Origin of the sequence: Amycolatopsis sp. DG1A-15b (assembly GCF_030285645.1) — a bacterium.
In the GTDB taxonomy this organism is placed as follows: domain Bacteria; phylum Actinomycetota; class Actinomycetes; order Mycobacteriales; family Pseudonocardiaceae; genus Amycolatopsis.
This window is the reverse complement of sequence record NZ_CP127296.1, coordinates 8,635,402-8,657,742: the sequence shown is the minus strand read 5'-3', so window position 1 is coordinate 8,657,742 and position 22,341 is coordinate 8,635,402. Positions and strand designations below refer to the sequence as shown.

Here is a 22,341-nt window from a genome sequence, read left to right as displayed (position 1 = left end):
TTTACTTGCCTCCCTGGACCGCGGACAGCGTCTGCTGCACCGTCGGGATGACTGTGTCGAGCACCGGCTTCGGGTAGAAGCCGAGGACGAGGATCAGCACGACCAGCGGCGCGAGGATCGCGATCTCCCGGCCGTTCAGGTCCGTGATGGCCTTCTTGGCGCCCAGTTCCGGCGCAATCGCCGTACCCGGGCCGCCGCCGACGCCGACGAGAGCGTCACCGCGGACCGGGCCCTGGAAGACCCGCTGGTAGAGCCAGAGCACGTACGCCGCGGCCAGGACCATGCCCACCGTGGCGAGGATCGTGTACACCGGCTGGTCCACAAAGGACCCGATGAGCACCAGGAACTCCGAGACGAACGAGTTGGTGCCCGGCAGGGACAAAGTGGACAGACCGGCGAGGAGGAACAGGCCCGCCAGCAGCGGCGTCACCTTCGCCATGCCGCCGTAGTCCGAAATGCGAGACGACCCGCCGCGCGCGATCACCAGGCCGATCACCACGATCAGCATGCCGGTGGCGAGGCTGTGGTTGAGCATGTACGTCGCCGAGCCGACCATCGCCTGCTCGTTGAACGCGAAGATGCCCAGCGAGATGAAGCCGAAGTGCGCGATCGAGACGTAGGCGATGAACCGCTTCATGTCCCGCTGCCCCGCGGCGAGGATCGATCCGTAGAGGACACCGATCACCGAGAGCACCAGCACCAGCGGCGCCAGGGTCCGGCTCGCGTCCGGGAACATCGGCAGGCAGTAGCGCAGGAACCCGAACGTGCCGACCTTGTCCAGCACGCCGACCAGCAGGACGGCGACGCCGATCGGCGCCTCCCCCGCCGCGTCCGGCAGCCAGGTGTGGAACGGCACCAGCGGCGCCTTGATCGCGAACGCCAGGAAGAACCCGAGGAACAGCCAGATCTGCGTGGACAGCGGCGCGTCGCGCACCACCGTCACCAGCGTCTCCCAGTCGAACGTGCCCTTGCCGAGCTTGTCCTTCGCGAGCGAGTACGCCCCGATCGCCGACGCCAGCATGATCAGGCCGCCGAGGAACGAGTAGAGGAAGAACTTCACCGCCGCGTACTGCCGGTTCGCGCCGCCGTAGCCGCCGATCAGGAAGTACATCGGGATCAGCATGATCTCGAACAGCACGTAGAACAGGAAGACGTCGGTCGCGGCGAACACGCCGATCGTGAGCGCCTCCTGCAGCAGGATCAGCGAGAGGAACCCGCCCGCGCTGCGGCCCGCCGGGAGCTTGTCCAGCGTGCCGAGCCCGCCGACGACGATCGGCACCAGCAGCGCGATCACCGCGATCATGATCAGCGAGATGCCGTCGGTGCCGAACGCGATGTGCACGCCGAAGCTGGGGATCCAGTCGAAGCTCGACGTCATCTGCAGCCGCGCGCCCGAAGGCGAGTAGCTGAGCCAGAACGGGATGATCAGCAGGAACTCGAGGATCGAGAACGCCAGCGCGGCCAGCACCGCGGCGCGGTCGTTCCCCTTGAGGAACGCCAGCACCAGGGAGCCGGCGAGCGGCACCAGGATGAGGATGAGCAACCAGGTCATCAGGAGAACCTCACCAGCAGGAGAGCCGCCAGAAGCAGGAACGTGCCGCCCAGCATCGACAGGGCGTAGGACCGGACGAACCCGGTCTGGAGCCGCCTCAGCCGGCCGGAGCCGCCGCCGAGGGAGGCGGCCAGGCCGTTGACCGCGCCGTCGACGCCGCGGTTGTCGACGAACACCAGCGCCCGCGAGAGCCAGGTGCCCGGGCGGGCGACCAGCGTCTCGTTGAGGGTGTTGCCGTACAGGTCCTTGCGCGCGGCCCGGGTGACGAACGAGACCCGCTGGGGCTGCTCGACCGGGACGTCACGGCGGAAGATCAGGGCCGCGATCACCACGCCCAGCACGGAGAACACGATCGCGGCGGCGGAGATCACCCAGGCGTCGAACGGCGCGTGGTGGGCTTCCTCCAGCTTGCCGACCGACGGGGTCAGCCACTCGGAGAAGCGATCGCCGAGGGCGAAGAACGCGCCGGCGCCGACCGAGCCGACCGCCAGGACCGCCATCGGGATCCACATGATCGCCTTCGACTCATGCGGGTGGAAGTCACGACCGTCGGAAGACTTGATGTCCTTCCAGCGCTCCTTGCCGAAGAACGTCATCATCATCAGGCGGGTCATGTAGAAGGCGGTGAGCCCGGCGCCGAGCAGCGCCGCGCCGCCCATCACCCAGCCACGCCAGCCGCCCTGGCCGAACGCCGCTTCGATGATCGCGTCCTTGGTGAAGAAGCCCGACAGCGGCGGGATGCCGATCAGGGCCAGGTAGCCGAGGCCGAAGGTGATGAAGGTGATCGGCATGTGCTTGCGCAGCCCGCCGAACTTCCGCATGTCGACCTCGTCGTTCATGCCGTGCATGACCGACCCGGCCCCGAGGAACAGCCCGGCTTTGAAGAAGCCGTGCGCGACCAGGTGCATGATGCCCAGCGCGTAGGCGATGGGCCCGAGCCCGACGGCCAGCATCATGTAGCCGATCTGGCTGACCGTGGAGTACGCGAGGACCTTCTTGATGTCGTCGTACGCGCAGCCGATGATGCACCCGAGCAGCAGGGTCACCGTGCCGACCAGCGTGACGATCAGGCGGCCGTCTTCGGTGGCGTTGAAGATGTCCTTCGAGCGGGCCACCAGGTAGACACCCGCGGTCACCATCGTCGCCGCGTGGATCAGGGCCGACACCGGGGTCGGGCCCTCCATCGCGTCCGGGAGCCACGCCTGCAGCGGGAACTGGCCGGACTTACCGCAGGCGCCCAGCAGGAGCAGGATCGCCATCGCGGTGATCGCGCCCGTCGAGAACTTGCCGTCGGCAACCGCCTGGAAGACCTGCGCGTAGCCGGTGGAGCCCGCGTACTTGAACATGATGAAGATCGCCAGCGCGAGCCCGACGTCCCCGACGCGGTTCATCAGGAACGCCTTCTTCGCCGCGGTCGCGGCGGACGGGCGGCCCTGGTACCAGCCGATGAGCAGGTAGGAGGCGAGACCCACGCCTTCCCAGCCGAGGTACAGCGTCACGAAGCTGTTGCCCAGCACCAGGATCAGCATCGAGGCGACGAAGAGGTTCAGGTACGCGAAGAAGCGGTACCGGCCCTCGTCGTCGGCCATGTAGCCGATCGAGTAGTAGTGGATCAGCATGCCGACGCCGGTGATGAGCAGCACGAACGTCAGCGACAGCGCGTCGATCCGCAGCCCGAAGTCCACCTGCAGCTGGCCGACCGGGATCCACGAGTACACCTTCGTGTCGGTCGTGGTGCCCGTGTCGGCGGTGAAGAACAGGATCAGGCCGTAGACGAAGGCCAGCGTGACGGTGGCACAGCCGAGCAGATGCCCCCAGGCCTTCGCGCGCTTCCCGGCCAGCAGGAGGATCAGGGCGCCGAGGCCAGGCAGGGCCACCAGCAGCCACGATGATGCGGTCACTCGGAGGTCTCCTAGTACTTCAGCAGGTTGGTGTCGTCGACCGAAGCCGAGCGCCGGGTGCGGAAGATGGCCATGATGATCGCCAGGCCGACCACGACCTCGGCGGCCGCGACGACCATGACGAAGAACGCCATGATCTGGCCGTCGAGCCCGCCGTTGATCCGGGCGAAGGTGACCAGCGACAGGTTCACCGCGTTGAGCATCAGCTCGATGCACATGAACACGACGATCGCGTTGCGCCGCACCAGCACGCCGACCGCGCCGAGCGCGAACAGCAGCGCCGACAGCAGCAGGTAGTACGTGGGGGTCATTCCTTCTCCCCTTCCGAAGCTGCCCCGGCAGGGGATTCCGTGCCGACCAGCGCGTGCGCGTCCGGGTGCGGGCCCTCGTCCGTGACGAGCTTGCGTTCCTTCGCCAGCTCGATCGCCGAGGTGGACTCGATGATCGCCGACAGCGACTCCGGGGCGACCGAGCCGTCCGGCAGCAGCGCCGGGGTGGCCACCGAGTTGGCGGTGGCGAAGACACCCGGGCCGGGCAGCGGCGACGGCCGGTCGTGCTCGCCGCGGAAGCGCAGGAGCACGAGCTCCTTCTGCGTGAGCTTGCCGCCCTTGCCGTGCCGGTCGGTGAAGGCCAGCACCATCGCGCCGATGGCGGCGGTGATGAGCAGCGCCGACGTCAGCTCGAAGGGGAAGAGGTAGTCGGTGAAGATCAGCCGGCCCAGGCCCTTGGGGCCGCCGCCCGCCGGCGTGGCCGAGTCGAGCGGGATCGCCGGGGTGACGTTCTCCAGCGCGCGGTAGATGCCGGTGGCCAGCAGCGCGGCCAGCCCGATGCCGAGGACGGTCGCGGCCAGCCGCTGTCCACGCAGGACTTCGACGACCGAGTCGGAGCTCTCCCGGCCGACCAGCATCAGCACGAACAGGAACAGCATCATGATCGCGCCGGTGTAGACGATGATCTGCGTGAAGCCGAGGAACGGCGCCGACTGGATCATGTACAGCGCACCCAGGCTCAGCATGGTCAGCACCAGCCACAGCGCCGAGTGGACGGCGTTGCGGGAGAAGATCATGCCGAGCGCACCGAGCAGGGAGACCGGGCCGAGGACCCAGAACGCGATCGCTTCGCCGGTGGAGACACCCGCGGAAGCGTTCGGCGCCGCGGCCAAGAGGGCGGTGATCACTTGATCCCCTCCCCGCGCGCCAGCTGTGTCGATGAGCTCTCAGCGGAGAAGCGTGCTTCGAGCTGCGGGCCGTTCACGTAGTAGTCCTGCTCGTTCTCGCCGAGCCGCATCGGGTGCGGCGGCTGCTCCATGCCGGGCAGCAGCGGGGCGAGCAGGTCCTCCTTCGTGTAGATCAGCCGCTGACGGTCGTCGTCGGCGAGCTCGTAGAAGTTGATCATCGTCAGCGACCGGGTCGGGCACGCCTCGATGCAGAGGCCGCAGCCGATGCAGCGCAGGTAGTTGATCTGGTAGTCCGCGCCGTACCGCTCGCCCGGCGAGAACCGGGCTTCCTCGGTGTTGTCACCGCCTTCGACGAAGATCGCGTCCGCCGGGCACGCCCACGCGCACAGCTCGCAGCCGACGCACTTCTCGAGGCCGTCCGGGTGGCGGTTCAGCTGGTGCCGGCCGTGGTAACGCGGGGCGGCGGGGGCGCCGGCCTCCGGGTACTCCTCGGTGGCGACCTTCTTGAACATCATCCCGAAGGTGACGCCGAAGCCCTTGACGGGATCAAGAAACCCCATCTTGCGCTCCTTCCTTTGCGGTACCGACGACTGCCGGCTTGCGGCGGGCCGCCTTGGCTTCGGCCTTGGCCAAAGCCTTCTGACGCGGGGTGGTCTGCGGGACTTTGAGGTCCAGCGGCGGAACCGGGAAGCCACCGCCGGTGACCGGGACGCTCTCGCTCTCCTCTTCCCGGCCCGCGGCGCGGACGTAGAAGAACAGCGCGACGACGATGAAGATCGCGACCGCGGCGATGATGATGGACGCGGTGTTCCAGGTGATGACCTTCGCGAAGGTCACCATGATGATCCACACCAGGTTCAGCGGGACCAGGACCTTCCAGCCCAGGCGCATGAACTGGTCGTAGCGCAGGCGGGGCAGCGTGCCGCGCAGCCAGATGAACCCGAACAGCAGGACGAACATCTTCGCGAAGAACCACAGCACCGGCCACCAGCCGGTGTTGAGCACGTTGTTCCCGATCAGCGACAGCGGCCACGGGGCCATCCAGCCGCCGAGGAACAGCGTCGTCGCGAACGCCGAGACGATCACCATGTTGACGTACTCGGCGAGGAAGAACATCGCGAACTTCATCGAGCTGTACTCGGTGTGGAAGCCGCCGACCAGCTCCGATTCGGCCTCGGGGAGGTCGAACGGGGCACGGTTGGTCTCGCCGACCATCGAGATCAGGTAGATCACGAAGCTCGGGATCAGGTAGAGGAACCACGCCGGCTGCTGCTTGGCGACGATGTCGGCCAGGTTCAGCGACCCGGCCTGCAGGATCACCGCGACGATCGACAGGCCCATCGCGATCTCGTAGGAGATCACCTGCGCCGCGCTGCGCATGCCGCCGAGCAGCGGGTACGGCGAGCCGGACGACCAGCCGGCCAGCACGATGCCGTAGACGCCGATCGAGGAGCAGGCCAGGATCACCAGCGCGCTGACCGGCAGGTCGAGCAGCTGGAGGACGGTCCGCTCACCGAAGATCGACACCACCGGGCCGAACGGGATGGCCGACAGCGCGATCAGCGAAGGCACCACGCAGACGACCGGGGCGAGGAAGTACACCTTGCGGTCGGCGGTGTCCGGGATGATCTGTTCCTTGAACGGCAGCTTGATCGCGTCCGCCAGGGACTGCAGGTAGCCGCCGGGGCCGACGCGGTTGGGGCCGGGCCGGTTCTGCATCCGGCCGACCGCCTTGCGCTCCCAGACGATCAGGAAGATCGTCAGGATCGGCCCGATCAGCAGGATGACCACGCACTTGAGCAGGATCAGCCACAACGGGTCGTCCGCCAGCAGCGCCGCCCGCGTGGCCGCGTCCGGAACACTCCCGACAGCAGCTTCGGTCAGCAGCGGGGTCATTGCCCACCTCCAGCGAGGTTCACGACGGCGCCGTGTCCGGCACCGAGCGTCTTGGCCACGGCGGAGCCGTCGGAGTTGCCCGGCAGCCACACGACGCCGTCGGGCAGGTCCGCGATCTCCACCGGCAGCGTGATCGCACCGCGTTCGGTGCTCACCTGCACGGTGACGCCCAGGCCTTCCGCGGTCTTCGCGGACAGCCGCGCGACCGGGGTGCGCTGGGTGCCCTTGAGGTGCGGCTCGCCGTCCTGCAGCGAGCCGTTGTCGATCAGCTGGCGCCAGGTCGACAGGATCGCCTGGCCGGCACCCGGCGTCGCGGGCGGCGCAACCTCGGCGGCGACGTGGCTCCAGCGCAGCGCCGAGGCGTGGCCCAGCTTCTCGAAGTCACCGCGCGCGGCGGCCGGCGTCTGCGTGAACAGGTCCACGTCCATCTCGACGGCGAGGGTGTCGAGCACCCGGCAGTCCGGCAGGGTGCCGGTGCCTTCGAGGGTGACGTCGAACGGGCGGGTGCGGCCCTCCCAGTTGAGGTAGCTGCCCGCCTTCTCGTCCGACGCGGCCACCGGGAGCACGACGTCCGCGCGCTCGGTCACCGCGCTGTGCCGCAGTTCGAGGCTGACGACGAACCCGGCGGTGTCCAGCGCTCGCCGCGCGAGGGCCGGGTCCGGCAGGTCGTCCGGGTCGACGCCGCCGACGACCAGGCCGCCGAGCTCGCCGGCCGAAGCGGCCAGCAGGATGTCGGTGGTGTCGCGGCCCGGGGTGGCCGGGAGCGGGACGCCCCAGGCGTTTTCGACGGTGACGCGGGCGGCGTCGTCGCCAACGCGCCGCCCACCGGGCAGCAGCGACGGAACGCAGCCGGCTTCCAGCGCACCCCGGTCGCCGGCGCGGCGCGGGATCCACGCGAGCCGGACGCCGGTGCGCTCGACCAGGTCGTGCAGAGCGGCGAACAGGCCGGGGATCGCGGCGGCGCGCTCGCCGACCAGGACGACGGCGCCTTCGCCGCGCAGGGCCTCGTCGACGTCCGGCGCGTGCTTGGCGATGCCTTCGACGGCCGCGGCTTCCTGGCCGGGGACGCAGGCGAGCAGCTCACCGAACGTCTTGCGCACCGACGACGTCGTCCACTGTCCCAAGTGGACGATCCGGGTCCGGTTCCGGCGGGCCGCCTTGCGCAGCCGCAGGAACACGATCGGGGCCTCGTCCTCGGGTTCGAACGCGACGCACAGCACCGTGCGGGCCCGCTCGATCTCGCCGAAGGTGACGCCGGACTCCGGCGTCACGCCCACGACGTGCGAGGTGAGGAACGCGAGTTCCTCGGCCGAGTGCGGGCGGGCGCGGAAGTCGACGTCGTTGGTCTGCAGGGCGACGCGGGCGAACTTCGAGTACGCGTAGGCGTCCTCGACGGTCAGCCGGCCACCGGTCAGGACGCCGACACCGCCGTTGCCGCGAGCCTCGGTGAGGCCGGCCGCGGCGATGCGCAGCGCGTCGGTCCAGGACGCCTCTTCCAGCTCACCGGTCTCGCGGTTGCGGACCAGCGGACGCCGGATGCGGTCCTCGGCGCCGGTGTAGCGGAAGGCGAAGCGGCCCTTGTCGCAGATCCACTCCTCGTTGACCTCGGGGTCGTCGCCGGCCAGCTTGCGCTGGACCTTGCCGCGCCGGAAGTCGGTGCGCTCGGCGCAGCCGGACGAGCAGTGCTCGCACACGCTGGGCGCGGACACCAGGTCGAACGGGCGGGAGCGGAACCGGTAGGCCGCGCTCGTGAGGGCCCCGACCGGGCAGATCTGGATGACGTTGCCGGAGAAGTAGCTCTGGAACGGCTGGCCGGACGTCGTCCGCGAAGCCAGGTCCAGGACGTCCGCCGTCTCCGCGGTGCCGATCTGCTGGTGGGCGCCGCGTTCGAGGAGCTCGATGAACGGATCGCCGGCGATCTCACGGGAGAACCGGGTGCAGCGCTGGCAGAGCACGCAGCGCTCGCGGTCGAGCAGCACCTGCGTCGAGATCGGGAGCGGCTTGGGGAACGTCCGCTTGGTGTCGACGAACCGCGACTCCGCGCGGCCGTGGGCCAGCGCCTGGTTCTGCAGCGGGCACTCGCCGCCCTTGTCGCAGATCGGGCAGTCCAGCGGGTGGTTGATGAGCAGCAGCTCCATCACGCCCTGCTGGGCCTTGTCCGCGACCGGCGACGTCAGCTGCGTCTTGACGACCATGCCGTCGGCGACGGTCATCGTGCAGGACGCCTGCGGCTTCGGCATCGGCCGGCCGCCCATCTCGACCTCGACCAGGCACTGGCGGCAGGCGCCCGCCGGGTCGAGGAGCGGGTGGTCGCAGAACCGCGGGATGACCGTGCCGAGGCGTTCGGCCGTGCGGATCAGCAGCTCGCCCTTGGGGGCGATGACCTCTTCGCCGTCGATGACCAGCTTGACGTGGCCTTCGGGGACCGGCGTCTCCTGGGTCTCTGGCTTGTCGGGCGCGATCGTCATGCCTGCGCTCCCACGAGTTCGGGCTTGGTCTGTTCGTGCCGGTTCTTCTCGCACAGCGCGAGGAACTCCTCGCGGAAGTACTTGATGCCGCTCTGGATCGGCGACACCGCGCCGTCGCCGAGGGCGCAGAACGACCGGCCGAGGATGTTGTCGCAGACGTCGAGGAGGGTGTCGATGTCCTCTTCGGTGCCGTGGCCCTCGACCATCCGCTCGAGGATCTGCGCGAGCCAGTACGTGCCTTCGCGGCACGGCGTGCACTTGCCGCAGGACTCGTGCTCGTAGAACTGCGTCCACTTCATCACGGCCCACGGCACCGACACGGTCTCGTTGAAGACCTGGACGGCGGTGGTGCCGAGCATGGAGCCCGCCTCCGCCGCGCCTTCGAAGTCCAGGGGAACGTCGAGGTGCTCGGCGGTGAACATCGGGGTGGACGAGCCGCCCGGGGTCCAGAACTTGAGCGGGATGCCGTCCTTCATGCCGCCCGCCATGTCCAGCAGCTCGCGCAGCGTGGTACCGAGCGCGCACTCGTACTGGCCGGGCTTCTCGACGTGGCCGGAGATCGAGTAGATCTTCGGGCCGGGCGACTTCTCGCGGCCCATCTCGCGGAACCAGCTGGAGCCGCCGTTGACGATGAACGGCGCGCTCGCGATGGTCTCGACGTTGTTGACCGTGGTCGGCGCGGCGTAGAGACCCGCGGCGGCCGGGAACGGCGGCTTGAGCCGCGGCTGGCCACGACGGCCTTCCAGCGAGTCGAGCAGCGCCGTCTCCTCACCGCAGATGTACGCGCCTGCTCCCGCGTGCACGGTGATCTTGAGGTCGAAGCCCGAGCCCAGGATGTTCTCGCCCAGGTAACCGGCCGCCTCGGCTTCGCGCACGGCCGCGTTGAGGCGGCGGATGCAGTGCAGCGCCTCGCCACGGACGTAGATGAAGCAGTGGTTGGACCGCATCGCGTACGAGGCGATGATGCAGCCCTCGATGAGCGAGTGCGGGTCCGCCATCATCAGCGGGATGTCCTTGCAGGTGCCCGGCTCGCCCTCGTCGGCGTTGATGACCAAGTAGTGCGGCTTGTCGAAGTTCGGCGGCATGAACGACCACTTGATGCCGGCCGGGAAGCCCGCGCCGCCGCGGCCGCGCAGGCCGGAGTCCTTGACCAGCTGGACGAGCTGCTCCGGCGTCCCGGCCAGTGCCTTGCGGACGGCGGTGTAGCCCTCGAGTGCCTCGTACGTCCCGATCTGCCAGGAGTTCGGGGACAGCCAGCGCTTCGTGAGGACCGGGGTAATGGGATCGGCCATTACTTCTTCTCCACTTCCGGCAAGGGGACGTCCTGAGCCACCGGGGCGACCCAGCCGCGGTCCTGCGCGAGCTTCGCGCCCCGCAGCGTCTCGACCGCCTGCGAGGGGCCGTCGACGTTCGTGCGGTAGGTCCGCTCGTCCTCCGGGAAGAACCCGGCCAGCTGCAGCTCGGCGCCCTTGAAGTTCGTCAGCGGCGCACCGCGCGTCGGGGCCGGCTTCTTGCCCGCCTGCAGCGCGTCGACCAGCGCGACGGCCTTTTCCTCGGTCTGGTTGTCGAAGTACTCGTAGTTGACCTGGATGACCGGCGCGAGGTCGCAGGCCGCGAGGCACTCGGCGTGCTCGAGGGTGATCGAGCCCGGCTCGTTCGGCGTGCCCGCGGTCTCGTTGTGCCCCAGCGGCTCCGCCTCGGAACCGAGGTGCGTCTGGAGCTTCTTGTAGATCGCGTCGCCGCCCATGGCCGCGCACAGCGTGTTGGTGCAGACGCTCACGAGGTGCTCGCCGCACGGCTTGCGCTTGTACATCGTGTAGAACGTCGCGACCGCGCTGACCTCGGCGTCGGACAGGTCGAGCTGCCGCGCGCAGAACGCGATGCCCTCCTGGCTGACGTACCCCTGCACCGACTGCACGAGGTGCAGCATCGGCAGCAGCGCCGAGCGGGACATCGGGTAGCGCGCGATCAGGTCCTGCGCCTTGGCGTGGATGTCCGCGTCGAAGAGGTCTTCCAGCGGCGTCTCGGTGATGATGCCGGCGGCCACATTGGGGTCCGGCGCGATGGCGACGACGTCGGTGTCCGGGCCCGCCGCGGCGTGCGTTGCCGCGGCGTAGTTCGGGCCCGGCTCGGGAACTGCTGTGGTCATCGGTCCACTCCCCCCATGACGGGGTCGATCGAGGCGATGGCGGCGATCACGTCGGCGACCAGGCCGCCCTCGGCCATGGCGGGCATCGACTGCAGGTTCACGAAGCTCGGTTCGCGCACGTGGACCCGCAGCGGCCGGGTGCCGCCGTCGGACACCAGGTGCGCGCTCAGCTCGCCGCGCGGCGACTCGACCGACGTGTAGACCTGGCCCGGCGGGACCTTGAAGCCCTCGGTGACCAGCTTGAAGTGGTGGATCAGGGACTCCATCGACTGGCCCATGATCTTCTTGACGTGCTCGAGCGAGTTGCCCATGCCGTCGCTGCCGATGGACAGCTGCGCGGGCCACGCGACCTTCTTGTCCTCGACCATGACCGGGCCCGGCTCGAGCTTCTCCAGGCACTGCTCGATGATCTTGAGGCTCTCGTGCATCTCGTGCACCCGGATCAGGTAGCGCGACCAGCAGTCGGCGCCGTTGTCGACCGGGACGTCGAAGTCGAACTCGTCGTAGCAGGAGTACGGCTCGGTCTTGCGCAGGTCCCAGGGGAGGCCGGCGGACCGCAGCACCGGGCCGGTGACGCCGAGCGCGAGGCACGCGTCGACCGGGAGGTAGCCGACGCCCTTGAGCCGGTTGCGCCAGATCGGCTGCCCGGTGAAGAGCTTGTCGTACAGCGGAAGACGTTCCTTCATCGTCTTGATGAACGCCTTGACGACCTCGACGTAGTCGGCCGGCATGTCCTGCGCGAGGCCGCCGGGGCGGATGAACGCGTGGTTCATCCGCAGGCCGGTCAGGTGCTCCAGCAGGTGCAGCACCTCTTCGCGCTCGCGGAAGCCGAGCGTCATCGCCGTGGTGGCGCCGAGCTCCATGCCGCCGGTGGCGATGTAGACCAGGTGCGAGCCGATCCGGTTGATCTCCAGCAGCATCACGCGCAGCAGCTGCGCGCGGCGCGGGGCCTCGATCTGCAGCAGCTTCTCGACGCCGAGGCAGTAGGCCATCTCCGTCGAAAGCGGGGCCAGGTAGTCCATGCGCGTCACGAAGGTGACGCCCTGGGTCCAGGTCCGGTACTCGCAGTTCTTCTCGATGCCGGTGTGCAGGTAGCCGATGACCGACCGCAGCTGCGTGACGGTCTCGCCCTCCATCTCCAGCACGAGCCGGAGCACGCCGTGCGTGGACGGGTGCTGCGGGCCCATGTTGATGACCATGCGCTCGTCGTGCGCCGCGTCGGCGATGACGTCGTCCCAGTCGCCGCCGGAGACCGAGTAGACGCGGCCTTCGGTGGTGTCACGGGAATCGGCGTAGTTGACGTTGTCCGTGCTGTCAGATCCCGGCGCGCTCGTGTCCGTCCCGGTGGTGACGTCGGAAAGGTTCTCGGTGCTCACGAGTACGACCTCCGCTGGTCCGGCGGCGGGATCTCCGCGCCCTTGTATTCGACCGGGATCCCGCCGAGCGGGTAGTCCTTGCGCTGGGGGTGGCCGTCCCAGTCGTCCGGCATCAGGATCCGGGTCAGCGCCGGGTGGCCGTCGAAGACGATCCCGAACATGTCCCAGGCCTCCCGCTCCTGCCAGTCGGCGGTCGGGTAGGTCTCCACCAGCGACGGCACGTGCGCGTCCTCGACGTCGAGGGTGACCTCGAGGCGGATCCGGCGCCGGTAGGTCAGCGACGTGAAGTGGTAGACCGCGTGCAGCCGCTGCGGGACGTCGACGCCGTAGTCCACACCGGACACCGACGACAGCAGCTCGAACCGGAGGCCGCCGTCGTCGCGCAGCGTCTTCGCGATGGCGGGCAGGTGCTCGCGGGCGACGTAGAAGGTGATCTCGCCGCGGTCGACCGTCGTCTGCAGGATCGCCTCGGCGGGGATCTTGCGCTCGGCCAGCGCGGCGTAGAACTCGTCGGCGAACTGGTCGAACCAGCCGCCGTACGGGCGCTCGGCCGGCGCCGGGCTGTACGCCGGGAGCCGGACGCCGCCGTAGCCGGAGGTGTCGCCGGTGCCGTGGACGCCGAACATGCCCTGGCGTTCGCGCCCGGTGACGACCGGTTCGGCCGAGCCGGGGCCCTTCGCCGTCAGGCCGGTTTCGGCGCGTTCGGCGCTCGACTGCTCTTCGCCGGGTTGGGGGTTCTCAGTCATCGCTCTACTTCTTCGCGTACTTGATCGACGACGCGACGAGCTCGGTCCGCGCCCCGCTGGCGGCGCGGATGGCGGCGCGGCGGGCGTTGATCGGCTCGTCCTGGATCTTGGCGTGCAGCTTGAGGATCGCGTCCAGCAGCATCTCCGGCCGCGGCGGGCAGCCGGGCAGGTACATGTCGACCGGCACGATGTGGTCGACGCCCTGGACCACGGCGTAGTTGTTGAACATGCCGCCGGAGGAGGCGCAGACACCCATGGCGAGCACCCACTTGGGCTCGGCCATCTGGTCGTAGATCTGGCGCAGGACCGGGGCCATCTTCTGGGTGACCCGGCCGGCGACGATCATCAGGTCGGCCTGGCGCGGCGTCGCGCTGAAGCGCTCCATGCCGAAGCGGGCGATGTCGTAGCGGGAACCGCCGACGGTCATCATCTCGATCGCGCAGCAGGCGAGCCCGAAGGTGGCCGGCCACATCGAGTTCTTCCGCGACCAGTTGACCAGCCCTTCGAGACTGGCCAGGAGGATGCCGTTGGGGAGTTTCTCTTCGAGGCCCATGGGTCTAGTTCCAATCCAGGCCGCCGCGCCGCCACACGTAGGCGTACGCGAAGCCGACCGTCGCGATGAACAGCAGGATCTCCACCAGGCCGAACGTGCCCAGCGCGTCCGCCTGCACGGCGAACGGGTAGAGGAAGACCATCTCGATGTCGAACAGGATGAACATCATTGCGGTGATGTAGTACGCCACCGGCATCCGCCCGGCGCCGACGAGCGGCTGCGGGGACGGTTCGATGCCGCACTCGTAGGCCTCGAGCTTGGCCTTGTTGTAGCGACTGGGACCGACGAGCGGGCCCAGGAGCACCGACAGCACGGCAAACCCGAGCGCCAGCACGAACAACAGGACCAGGGGCAGGTAGGGCTTCAGGCTCGGGGCCTCTTGAGCCAGCTGCACCGTCTCGGTTCGGGTCAGCAACGTCAGCACGGGGTCTTCGCCATCCTTTCCGCGCCGCTGCGGTTTTGCTTGTGGTGGGGAACCGCTTGAGCCTCGTCGGCACCCTAAGGGACCTGGGTCACACCGCCGAGGGTCAGGGTCTCCTTACGGCCCGTGGCTGGACCTCAAGGTGCTTGTGAAATAGTTCACAAGCCACTCGTCGCGGATGTGAAGGGATTCACAAAGCATGGGGGGAGTCTAGGACGCGACTCACACTCTTGTCCCTAGTACCCCGTGTTATGAGGGTGGCCTAAGTTTCGGCGCCATCGTTGTCACGGGTCGGCAACACCGCGCGCGCGACCTGCGCGAAGGGCGTTCAAGATCGCGTTCCGGACGGACAAAACGGGCGCTGACCTGTGATCTATCCCACTGGCCGCACGGCCAACTTGCTAGGCCACTCGTGTGTCCGTGCGAGAAAGCCCGGCACGGGAACCGTGCCGGGCTCTCGGGAAATCCGGTCAGCGCGGGCTCGGGGTCACCTTCGCCAGAGCCGAGATCAGGCGGTCGACGCCGTCGCCGCCCTTGGCGTCGTAGCAGCCCGAGAGGCCCTTGTAGACCAGCGGCAGGAGCTTGTTGATGCGCAGCCCGTACTTGGTGCACGCGTGCATGATCTTCGGCTTGCCGATGATCTTCGCGAAGACGTTGCCCAGCTGGTAGTAGCCGCCCATCAGCTCGCCCACGGCCCGCGGGTACGCCTCCAGCGCCCGCTCCCGCGAAGGCCCTTCACGCCGGGCCAGCGCCTGCACGACGACCTCCGCGGCGATCTGCGCGGACTCCATCGCGGCCGAGATGCCTTCGCCGTTGAACGGGCTGACCATGCCGCCCGCGTCGCCCAGCAGCAGCAGGCCGTCGCGGTAGTGCGGGGTGCGGTTGAAGCCCATCGGGAGACCGGCGCCGCCGACCTTGCCGATCGCGTTCTCCTCGCGGTAGCCCCACGCCTCCGGCGTCCCGTCGAGCCACTGGCGCAGCAGCGCGCGGTAGTCGGTGTTCCGGAACGAGGCCGACGTCGAGAGCATGCCGAGGCCGACGTTCACCGTGCCATCGCCGAGCGGGAACGCCCAGCCGTAGCCCGGCAGCAGCTTCGGGTCGCGCGGGTCCGAGCGGTCCCACAGCTCGAGGTGGCCCTCGATGAACGGGTCGTCGTGGCGCGGGCTCTTGTAGTACTGGCGCACCGCCACGCCCATCGGGCGCTTCTCGTTCTTCTGGATGCCGACGCTCAGGGCGAGCCGCGCGGAGACGCCGTCGCAGGCCAGGACCAGCGGCGCGGAGTACTTCACCGGCGTCCGCTCCGGGCCGACCTTCGCCTCGACGCCGACCACGCGCCCGCTCGCGTTGGTGATCGCGCCGGTGACGGTGGTGCGCTCGTACAGCCGCGCGCCCGCCTTCACGGCGAGCTTCGCGAGGAGGTCGTCGAAGTCGTGGCGGGTGCGGGAAACGCCGTACGGCGGGTAGCTCGTCAGGTCCGGCCAGTCGAGCTCCAGCGTCAGGTCGCCGGTGAGGATCCGCAGGCCGCGGCTGTGCACCCAGCCCGCGTCCTCGCTGGTGTCGATGCCCAGGTCGATCAGCTGCTTGACGCCGCGCGGGGTCAGGCCGTCACCGCAGACCTTCTCGCGGGGGAACTCGGTCTTCTCCAGCAGCAGCACGTCGACGCCCGCGCGGGCCAGGTAGGTGGCCACGGTGGAACCGGCGGGTCCGGCGCCGACGACGATGACTTCGGCGTCCTGGTCTGCGGTGCGTCGACTCATACGTCGAATCTACAGCGGGGCGAAGCCCCTCCTTTGAGGGTGGCGGCGGGGAGGAAGGCGGGGTTAGGCAGGCTTTCGCGCGCGGTGGATCGCCACGACCCCGAATGTGAGGTTCAACCACTCGACGTCGGTCCAGCCCGCGCTCGCGATGATCTCGCCGAGGGTGCGCTGGTCGGGCCAGGCCAGCATCGATTCGGCCAGGTAGGAGTAGGCCTCGGGATTCGACGACGTCCGCTTGCCGACCCAGGTGAGCAGCTTCAGCATGAACCGCCGGTGGATGAACCGGATCGGGGCGAACGGCGGGGTCGAGACCTCGCAGATCACCAGCCGGCCACCCGGCTTGACCACGCGGGCGATCTCGGTGAGCGCGGCCTTCGTGTCGACGAAGTTGCGCAGCGCCAGGGAGATCGTCACGGCGTCGAAGCTCTCGTCGGCGAACGGGAGGTTCAGCGCGTCCGCGGCCACCATCGGGACCCGGCGGTGCAGCCCGGCCTTCAGCATGCCGAACGAGAAGTCCGCGGCCAGGCACCACGCGCCCCCGCGGGCGTACTCGACGGTGGACACCCCGGTGCCGGCGGCGAGGTCCAGGACCTTTTCGCCGCGGCGGGCGTCGAGGACGCGGGCGGTGGTGGTGCGCCAGCGCCGGTCGAAGCCGAAGGTCATGAACGAGTTCGCCCGGTCGTACCCGGACGCGACGCCGTCGAACATTGCCGCGACCTCGTGCGGGTCCTTGTCCAGGCTTGCGCGTGACATGACCTGAATGTAGACAGCCGGGCCCCGGAGGTCGCGGCGAGGTGGACCTGGACCGGCAAACCAGGAGCTAAGCGGTGACAAAGCCACAACAAAGCTCACCTCGGCAGTGTCTTCCTCACGGCAGGCGAACAGCCGGCCCACGAGAAAGGCACTACGAGATGAGCTTCGTCAAGAAGGCGGCGGCCGTGGCCGCGCTGACCGGCGCCGTCGTCGGTGGTTCCCTGATCAGCTCGGCGCCCGCGATGGCGGCCACCGACGGCGTGGTGACGATCCAGGGCGCCTGCGGCGACAAGTTCAACCCCTCGGTCGGCGGTGGCGCCGCCGCGTGGACGATCACCTGCACCAGCGGCAAGGTCTCGGTCCAGGGCTGGGTGAAGGACACCGACGCCGACGGCAAGGCCGCCGAGGTCTACGGCACCTGGGAGGACGGCAGCAACTTCGGCACCGTCCGCGCCGGTGGCGAGGGCACGAAGAAGGAGTTCAACAAGACCCACGCCGGCTCGCACGTGTACCTCTACCTGCGCGTCATCTGATCCCCGCCGGACGGGCCCGTGGCCGGCCAGGCCGCGGGCCCGTCCGCCAGGATCCGGCGTTCGAGGTCCCGCAGCGCGCGGCCCGGTTCCAGGCCGAGCTGCCGGACCAGCACCCGGCGGGCGCCGCGGTAGGCGTCGAGCGCCTCCGCCCGCCGCCCGTCGAGCGACAGCGCCACCATCAGCAGGTAGTGCAGCCGTTCGCGCAGCGGATACCGCCGCACCAGGCCGGTCAGCTCGACCACCACCGCCGCGTGCCGCCCGAGGTCCAGTTCGGCCTGGTGCAGCTGTTCGAGCAGGACCAGGCGGCGTTCGGTCAGCCGCAGGGCTTCGTCGGCCAGTACCGGGACGTCCAGACCGCCGTACGGCGTGCCGTGCCACAACGCGAGCGCCTCGCGGATCAACGCGGTCCGTTCGGCGGGGCGCGGCTCCCCCGCCACCCGCCCGGCGAGCGCTTCGAAGCGCTCGGCGTCGAGTTCGCCCGGCCGGACGACGATCCGGTAGCCGCCGTGCCCGGAGTCCAGCCGCTCGCGGTCGGGCAGCACGGACCGCAGCTTGTGCACGTGCCAGTGCAGCTTCCGCGCCGCGCGCCGGTCGGGATCGCCGTCCCACAGCGCGTCGGCCAGCACGTCGGCCCGGACGAAGTGGTTGGCGTCGGCCAGGAGCACGCCGAGCAGGACGCGCCGCAGCCGGCCGGGCACGGGGATCGCCCGTGCGCCGGAAACCAGGGTGATCGGACCGAGAACCTCGAACTCCACCGGAAGGTCCCTCCTCGTGTCGAGAAGTTGACCTTGATCGGCCGGTGTACAAATCCCGTACAGAACCGGGCAAACCGGGCTCAGCCGTGCGTGGCGAGCATCCCGGCCACCGCCGCGGGCCAGGTGAACTCTTCGGCACGGGCCCGCGCCGCCGCCCGCCGCTGGTCTTCCGGGCTGTCCAGCAGATCCGTGACGGCGGCCGCGAACGCGGGCGCGTGGTCGTCGACCGCCGCCCCGCAGCCCGGCCGCACGATCTCCCGCAGCGCCGACGACGCCGAGACGACCACCGGCGTCCCGGACGCCAGTGCCTCCAGCGCCGCGAGCCCGAACGTCTCGTGCGGGCCGGGGGCGAGGGAGACGTCCGCGCTGGCCAGCAGCCGGGCGACGTCGCCGCGGCCCGGCAGGAAACCCAGGAACGTCACCGGCAGGCCGCGCGCCCGGCGCTCCAGCGCCCGCCGTCGCGGCCCGTCACCCGCCACCACCAGCCGCACGCGCGCACCCGACGCCGCCAGCTCGGCGACGGTGTCCACGCTGCGCTCCACGTGCTTCTCCGGCGACAAGCGTCCACAGTGGACCAGCAGGACGTCCGCTCCGCCGGCCAGGCCGGCGCGCCTGCCGTCGTCGCGCATGGCGGGCCGGAACGTCGTGAGGTCGACGCCGAGCGGGACGTGGCGGACGTTCGGCGCCGCGATCCGGTCGAACTCCGCGCGCGCGAACGCCGTCGTGCAGACGACCGTGTCGTAGCTCGCGGCCATCCGCCGGTTCGCGGCGTCGGCGACGCGGCGGGCCACCGGCGCGGGCAGCAGGAACTGCTCGAGCAAGCGGTCGAGGCGCTCGTGGGAGATGACCGTGCTGGGCACGCCGCGGCGGCTCGCCCAGCCGCCCATCCCCCGCAGCGTCAGCCGGTCGGACACCTCCAGGCGGTCCGGCTCGAGCTTCCGCAGCACCGCGCGGACCCGGTGCGGGTCGACGGCCCGGTAGCCGCCGGTACCCGGGATCCGCGGCGCCCGCAGGGAAAACCGGCGCACGCCGGTCGGCAGGACCTCGTCGGCGTACCGGCGGCCGGGCACCACGAGCGTCACCTCGTGCCCGCTCGCGACGTAGCCGGCGCCGAGGTGGTGCAGTGCGGTGCGCAGCCCGCCCGAGCGCGGCCCGTAGAAGTTCGCGACCTGGACGATGTGCACGTCAGGCCGCGCGGGCGGCCCGGCCCCGCACGGCTTCGTAGTGCCCGACCAGCTCGTGGCAGACGGCGGGCCAGGTGCGCCCCAGCACCACCTTGCGCGCCTTCTCGCCGAGCCTCGCGCGCAACGCGGCGTCTCGGAGGGCGTCGACCTTTTCGACGAGTGCCGGGCCGAACCGCTCGCGGTCCGCGGGCAGCAGGTACCCGGTGCGGCCGGGCAGCACGAGGTCCTTCGGGCCGCCCGCGTCCGGGGCGAGCACCGGCAGCCCGGAGGCCATCGCTTCCTGCACCGCCTGGCAGAACGTCTCGTGCGGTCCGGTGTGGACGAAGACGTCGAGGCTTGCGTACGCCTTCGAGAGGTCTTCGCCGTACTTCGCGCCGAGGAAAGCCGCGTCCGGCAGCTGTCCCCTGAGGTTTTCGAGTTCGGGCCCGTCGCCGACGACGACCACGCGGATCCCCGGCACCGCGGCCAGCGCGGCCAGCCGGTCGACCTCCTTTTCGGGGGCCAGCCGGCCGACGAACCCGACGAGGAGCTCACCGTCCGGGGCCAGCTCGGCCCGCAGCGCCGGGTCGGCGTGCGCCGGGGAGAACCGGTCGATGTCCACACCGCGGGCCCACCGGTGCACGCGTGGGACGCCGTGCAGCTCCAGCTGCTCGACGGAATCGCTGGACGGGGCGAGGGTCCGGTCGGCGCGCGAGTGCAGCCGCCGCACCCAGCGCCACGCGGCGCGGGCGCCGAGTCCGAAGCCGTACGCGGCGGCGAACCCGGCGATGTCGGTCTGGTAGACGGCGATCGAAGGGACGCGCAGCCGTCTCGCCGCGGCGAGCCCACGCGCGCCGACCACGAACGGCGACGCCAGGTGCACGACGTCCGGGCCGAACGCCGCCAGCGCGTTCAGCACCGTGCGCGTCGGCAGGCCGATCGGCAGGGAGCTGACCCCGGGGACGTCCAGCGCGGGAATCCGGACCACCGGGGCCCCGCGGTAGGAGTCCGGGCCGGGGCCGGGGGCGATGATCAGCACGTCGTGCGCGCGTTCGCGCAGGTGCTCGACGACCCGCAGGACGGAGTTGGTCACGCCGTTCACCTGGGGCAGGAAACTTTCGGTGACTATGGCGACTCGCACGTCCTGGACGATCGCACCCGAGGCTGGCGCTCGCGTGACACTGCGGCCAACGGTGCCGGAACAGATCGGCTACGACATGTCATCTCAAGGTCGTGTCCTGGAAACCACGGTAAGCCAGGCTAAGCAGGCATGACCCTCTTGTCCTCACGGCCGCCGCGGCCCGTCGAGCCCGGCCTGCTGTCGAGGGCGCTCGAAGTGGCCGGGCGGCTGGCCAACGACGCCACCGACGTGATCACCGCGACCGCCGGCCGCGGCGCCCACCCTTCCACGCTGGACTCGCCGTTCGACTGGGTCACCGACACGGATCGGATCCTGGAGCGCCATACGCGGCGCGTCCTGACGGCGGAGTTCCCGGGCATCCCGGTGGTCGGCCACGAGTTCGGCGCCGACCACGGCGCGGACGTCGCGGAGTACCGCTGGGTGGTCGACTCGGTGGACGGCACGGCGAACTACGTGGCCGGGGTGCCGTGGTGCGCGTACAGCCTGGCGCTGGTGGACGCGGCGGGCCCGGTCGTGGGCGTGGTGGCTGATCCGTACCGGGCCCAGATCTACGCCGCGGCGCGCGGCCGGGGGGCCCGCGCGAACGGCAAGCCGATCAAGCTGGTGGACCGCTGCGTGACGGCGGGGGCGCTCGTGTGCACCGAGCTGGCCCGCAGCGGGCCGTGGCCGGGCATGGGCGGCTTCATCGAGCGAGCGGCGGCGGCCCACGCCGGGGTGCGCGTCCTCGGGTCGGCGGCGTTGTCGATCGCCCAGGTGGCCTTGGGCCACGCGGCGGCGGCGGTGCTGCACAGCTACCACGAGTGGGACGTGGCCGGATCGGTGGCGATGGCCATCGAGGCGGGCGCGGTGGTGCTGGACAAGCACGGCGAGGACACGGCGCTGCCGACGGACGGCTTGCTGGTGGCGGCGCCGGGGGTCGCGGACGAGGTGCTCGGGTGGTGGCAGGAGACGGCGGGCTAATCGAGTTGCGCGAGCTGTGAAGATCGGGACATGCCGACCCTTCGCACCCCGCGGCTTACCCTCGTGCCTCTGCGCGACGAGCACCTCGAGCTGGAGTACGAGCTGGACTCCGACCCGGAGGTGATGCGCTACCTCACCGGACGCGCCGCGACCCGGGCCGAAGTCGAGCGGGCGCACGCGCGGCGGATGGCCACCGAACCCGGGTTCGGCTTCTGGATGGGCTTCGCGCGGGAAGACTTCGTGGGGTGGTGGCTTTTGCGGCCGCCTCACGGCCCGGATCAGCCGGAAGTGGACGGCGAGGCGGAGCTGGGATATCGGCTGCTGCGCCGCCAGTGGCGGCAGGGGTACGCGCGGGAGGGTTCGCTCGAGCTGCTCCGCTACGGCTTCGAGGAGCTGGGCCTCGATCGTATTTTCGCGCAGACCATGGCGGTCAACACGCCCTCGCGGGCGACGATGGTGTCGGCGGGGCTGACGTTCGCCCGGGCGTTCATCTCGGCCGGGGAGTACGACGACCCGATCGAAGGCACCGAGCAGGGTGAGGTCGAGTACGAGATCACGCGGCGCCGCTGGCTGGAGACGGCGGGCTAAGCCGCGGCCTCCGCCTTCACGCGCTTGTTCTGCCGCCGGATCCACCACAGCGCCGGACCGGCCACCAGCCACGTGAAGAACACGAAACTCCCCAGCGGCAGCAGCGTCAGCGTCGCCGACCGGCCGGCCACCCGGGCCAGCTCCGGGTCGGACGCGTCGTACTCGATGCGGACCAGCTGGCCCGCCGCCAGGCCGTCCGGGTACAGCACGCCGTTCGCCGGGCTGTGGACGATGCCGTCCGGGGTCTCGAAGTGGATGATCGTGCGGTCGAACGCCACCGAATCCACCGTGGCCGTCGCCGTGCCGAGCTGGGCCGAGATCGCGCTGTCGTTGCGGATCGCCGCGAACAGCAGGCACACGCACATCACCGTGAGGAGCGAGGCGACGCCGAGGGTGGTCCACCACCCGACGCGCCTCGCCCGCTCACCTTTCGTGCTCACGCCGCGAGCGTA

22 protein-coding genes are annotated in these 22,341 nt (G+C 70.2%); 3 read left to right on the top strand and 19 right to left on the bottom strand.

Translation table 11 applies throughout. The features are described from left to right. Window position 1 precedes the first annotated feature (1 nt). The 15 genes from QRY02_RS40300 to QRY02_RS40230 all read right to left on the bottom strand — a co-directional run bounded on the left by QRY02_RS40300 (window position 2) and on the right by QRY02_RS40230 (window position 16,749). Entirely contained in the window at window positions 2-1,552 is a 1,551-nt protein-coding gene (locus tag QRY02_RS40300; protein WP_285987972.1) for an NADH-quinone oxidoreductase subunit M, read from the bottom strand. Then, a complete protein-coding gene (nuoL, locus tag QRY02_RS40295) occupies window positions 1,552-3,453 on the bottom strand; it encodes an NADH-quinone oxidoreductase subunit L (protein ID WP_285987971.1) in 1,902 nt (633 codons plus the stop codon). Before nuoL ends, QRY02_RS40300 begins: the two co-directional genes overlap by 1 nt. Before the next feature lie 11 nt (window positions 3,454-3,464). Beyond that, complete coding sequence (gene nuoK / locus QRY02_RS40290) at window positions 3,465-3,764, bottom strand: NADH-quinone oxidoreductase subunit NuoK (RefSeq protein ID WP_003081840.1); 300 nt, start codon at window positions 3,762-3,764, stop codon at window positions 3,465-3,467. After that, entirely contained in the window at window positions 3,761-4,630 is an 870-nt protein-coding gene (locus QRY02_RS40285) for an NADH-quinone oxidoreductase subunit J (RefSeq protein WP_285987970.1), read from the bottom strand. The genes nuoK and QRY02_RS40285 overlap by 4 nt, the downstream gene beginning before the upstream one ends. Next, on the bottom strand, window positions 4,627-5,190 hold the full coding sequence (gene nuoI / locus QRY02_RS40280) for an NADH-quinone oxidoreductase subunit NuoI (RefSeq protein ID WP_285987969.1): 564 nt from the start codon (window positions 5,188-5,190) through the stop codon (window positions 4,627-4,629). Before nuoI ends, QRY02_RS40285 begins: the two co-directional genes overlap by 4 nt. Further along, window positions 5,177-6,526: an NADH-quinone oxidoreductase subunit NuoH gene (gene nuoH / locus QRY02_RS40275; protein WP_285987968.1), complete on the bottom strand. Its 1,350-nt coding sequence runs from the start codon at window positions 6,524-6,526 to the stop codon at window positions 5,177-5,179. Before nuoH ends, nuoI begins: the two co-directional genes overlap by 14 nt. Continuing rightward, entirely contained in the window at window positions 6,523-8,994 is a 2,472-nt protein-coding gene (locus tag QRY02_RS40270; RefSeq protein WP_285987967.1) for an NADH-quinone oxidoreductase subunit G, read from the bottom strand. The genes nuoH and QRY02_RS40270 overlap by 4 nt, the downstream gene beginning before the upstream one ends. Further along, window positions 8,991-10,286, bottom strand: coding sequence for an NADH-quinone oxidoreductase subunit NuoF (nuoF, locus tag QRY02_RS40265; RefSeq protein WP_285987966.1), 1,296 nt, complete (start codon window positions 10,284-10,286; stop codon window positions 8,991-8,993). Before nuoF ends, QRY02_RS40270 begins: the two co-directional genes overlap by 4 nt. Next, a complete protein-coding gene (nuoE, locus tag QRY02_RS40260; protein ID WP_285987965.1) occupies window positions 10,286-11,143 on the bottom strand; it encodes an NADH-quinone oxidoreductase subunit NuoE in 858 nt (285 codons plus the stop codon). Before nuoE ends, nuoF begins: the two co-directional genes overlap by 1 nt. Further along, window positions 11,140-12,519, bottom strand: a complete 1,380-nt coding sequence (locus QRY02_RS40255) for an NADH-quinone oxidoreductase subunit D (protein ID WP_285987964.1) — start codon at window positions 12,517-12,519, stop codon at window positions 11,140-11,142. The genes nuoE and QRY02_RS40255 overlap by 4 nt, the downstream gene beginning before the upstream one ends. Further along, window positions 12,516-13,265, bottom strand: a complete 750-nt coding sequence (locus QRY02_RS40250; RefSeq protein ID WP_285987963.1) for an NADH-quinone oxidoreductase subunit C — start codon at window positions 13,263-13,265, stop codon at window positions 12,516-12,518. Before QRY02_RS40250 ends, QRY02_RS40255 begins: the two co-directional genes overlap by 4 nt. 4 nt (window positions 13,266-13,269) lie before the next feature. Next, complete coding sequence (locus tag QRY02_RS40245; protein WP_020643101.1) at window positions 13,270-13,818, bottom strand: NuoB/complex I 20 kDa subunit family protein; 549 nt, start codon at window positions 13,816-13,818, stop codon at window positions 13,270-13,272. Window positions 13,819-13,822: 4 nt separating this feature from the next. Beyond that, window positions 13,823-14,242, bottom strand: a complete 420-nt coding sequence (locus QRY02_RS40240; protein WP_285987962.1) for an NADH-quinone oxidoreductase subunit A — start codon at window positions 14,240-14,242, stop codon at window positions 13,823-13,825. Between the two features lie 467 nt (window positions 14,243-14,709). Further along, on the bottom strand, window positions 14,710-15,996 hold the full coding sequence (locus tag QRY02_RS40235; protein WP_285987961.1) for a geranylgeranyl reductase family protein: 1,287 nt from the start codon (window positions 15,994-15,996) through the stop codon (window positions 14,710-14,712). A gap of 63 nt (window positions 15,997-16,059) precedes the next feature. Beyond that, window positions 16,060-16,749 carry a demethylmenaquinone methyltransferase gene (locus QRY02_RS40230; RefSeq protein ID WP_285987960.1) on the bottom strand — a complete coding sequence of 230 codons (690 nt, stop codon included), beginning with the start codon at window positions 16,747-16,749 and terminating at the stop codon, window positions 16,060-16,062. Window positions 16,750-16,907: 158 nt separating this feature from the next. On the opposite strand from QRY02_RS40230, the gene QRY02_RS40225 reads away from it, so the two are divergent. After that, window positions 16,908-17,282 (top strand): hypothetical protein, encoded by a 375-nt coding sequence (locus QRY02_RS40225; RefSeq protein ID WP_285987959.1) that lies wholly within the window; start codon window positions 16,908-16,910, stop codon window positions 17,280-17,282. On the opposite strand, the gene QRY02_RS40220 is transcribed toward QRY02_RS40225, so the two are convergent. The 3 genes from QRY02_RS40220 to QRY02_RS40210 all read right to left on the bottom strand — a co-directional run bounded on the left by QRY02_RS40220 (window position 17,264) and on the right by QRY02_RS40210 (window position 20,293). Beyond that, window positions 17,264-18,037, bottom strand: a complete 774-nt coding sequence (locus QRY02_RS40220) for an AfsR/SARP family transcriptional regulator (RefSeq protein ID WP_285987958.1) — start codon at window positions 18,035-18,037, stop codon at window positions 17,264-17,266. The two genes, QRY02_RS40225 and QRY02_RS40220, sit on opposite strands and share 19 nt — an antisense overlap. An 80-nt stretch (window positions 18,038-18,117) precedes the next feature. After that, complete coding sequence (locus tag QRY02_RS40215; protein WP_285987957.1) at window positions 18,118-19,221, bottom strand: glycosyltransferase family 4 protein; 1,104 nt, start codon at window positions 19,219-19,221, stop codon at window positions 18,118-18,120. Window position 19,222: 1 nt separating this feature from the next. Next, window positions 19,223-20,293: a glycosyltransferase family 4 protein gene (locus tag QRY02_RS40210; protein WP_285987956.1), complete on the bottom strand. Its 1,071-nt coding sequence runs from the start codon at window positions 20,291-20,293 to the stop codon at window positions 19,223-19,225. 177 nt (window positions 20,294-20,470) lie between these two features. On the opposite strand from QRY02_RS40210, the gene QRY02_RS40205 reads away from it, so the two are divergent. Continuing rightward, on the top strand, window positions 20,471-21,301 hold the full coding sequence (locus tag QRY02_RS40205) for an inositol monophosphatase family protein (RefSeq protein ID WP_285987955.1): 831 nt from the start codon (window positions 20,471-20,473) through the stop codon (window positions 21,299-21,301). 30 nt (window positions 21,302-21,331) lie between these two features. Continuing rightward, a complete protein-coding gene (locus tag QRY02_RS40200; protein WP_285987954.1) occupies window positions 21,332-21,889 on the top strand; it encodes a GNAT family N-acetyltransferase in 558 nt (185 codons plus the stop codon). Here QRY02_RS40200 and QRY02_RS40195 read toward each other — a convergent pair. Next, window positions 21,886-22,329 carry a DUF3592 domain-containing protein gene (locus QRY02_RS40195; protein ID WP_285987953.1) on the bottom strand — a complete coding sequence of 148 codons (444 nt, stop codon included), beginning with the start codon at window positions 22,327-22,329 and terminating at the stop codon, window positions 21,886-21,888. The genes QRY02_RS40200 and QRY02_RS40195 overlap by 4 nt on opposite strands. Window positions 22,330-22,341: the final 12 nt, after the last annotated feature.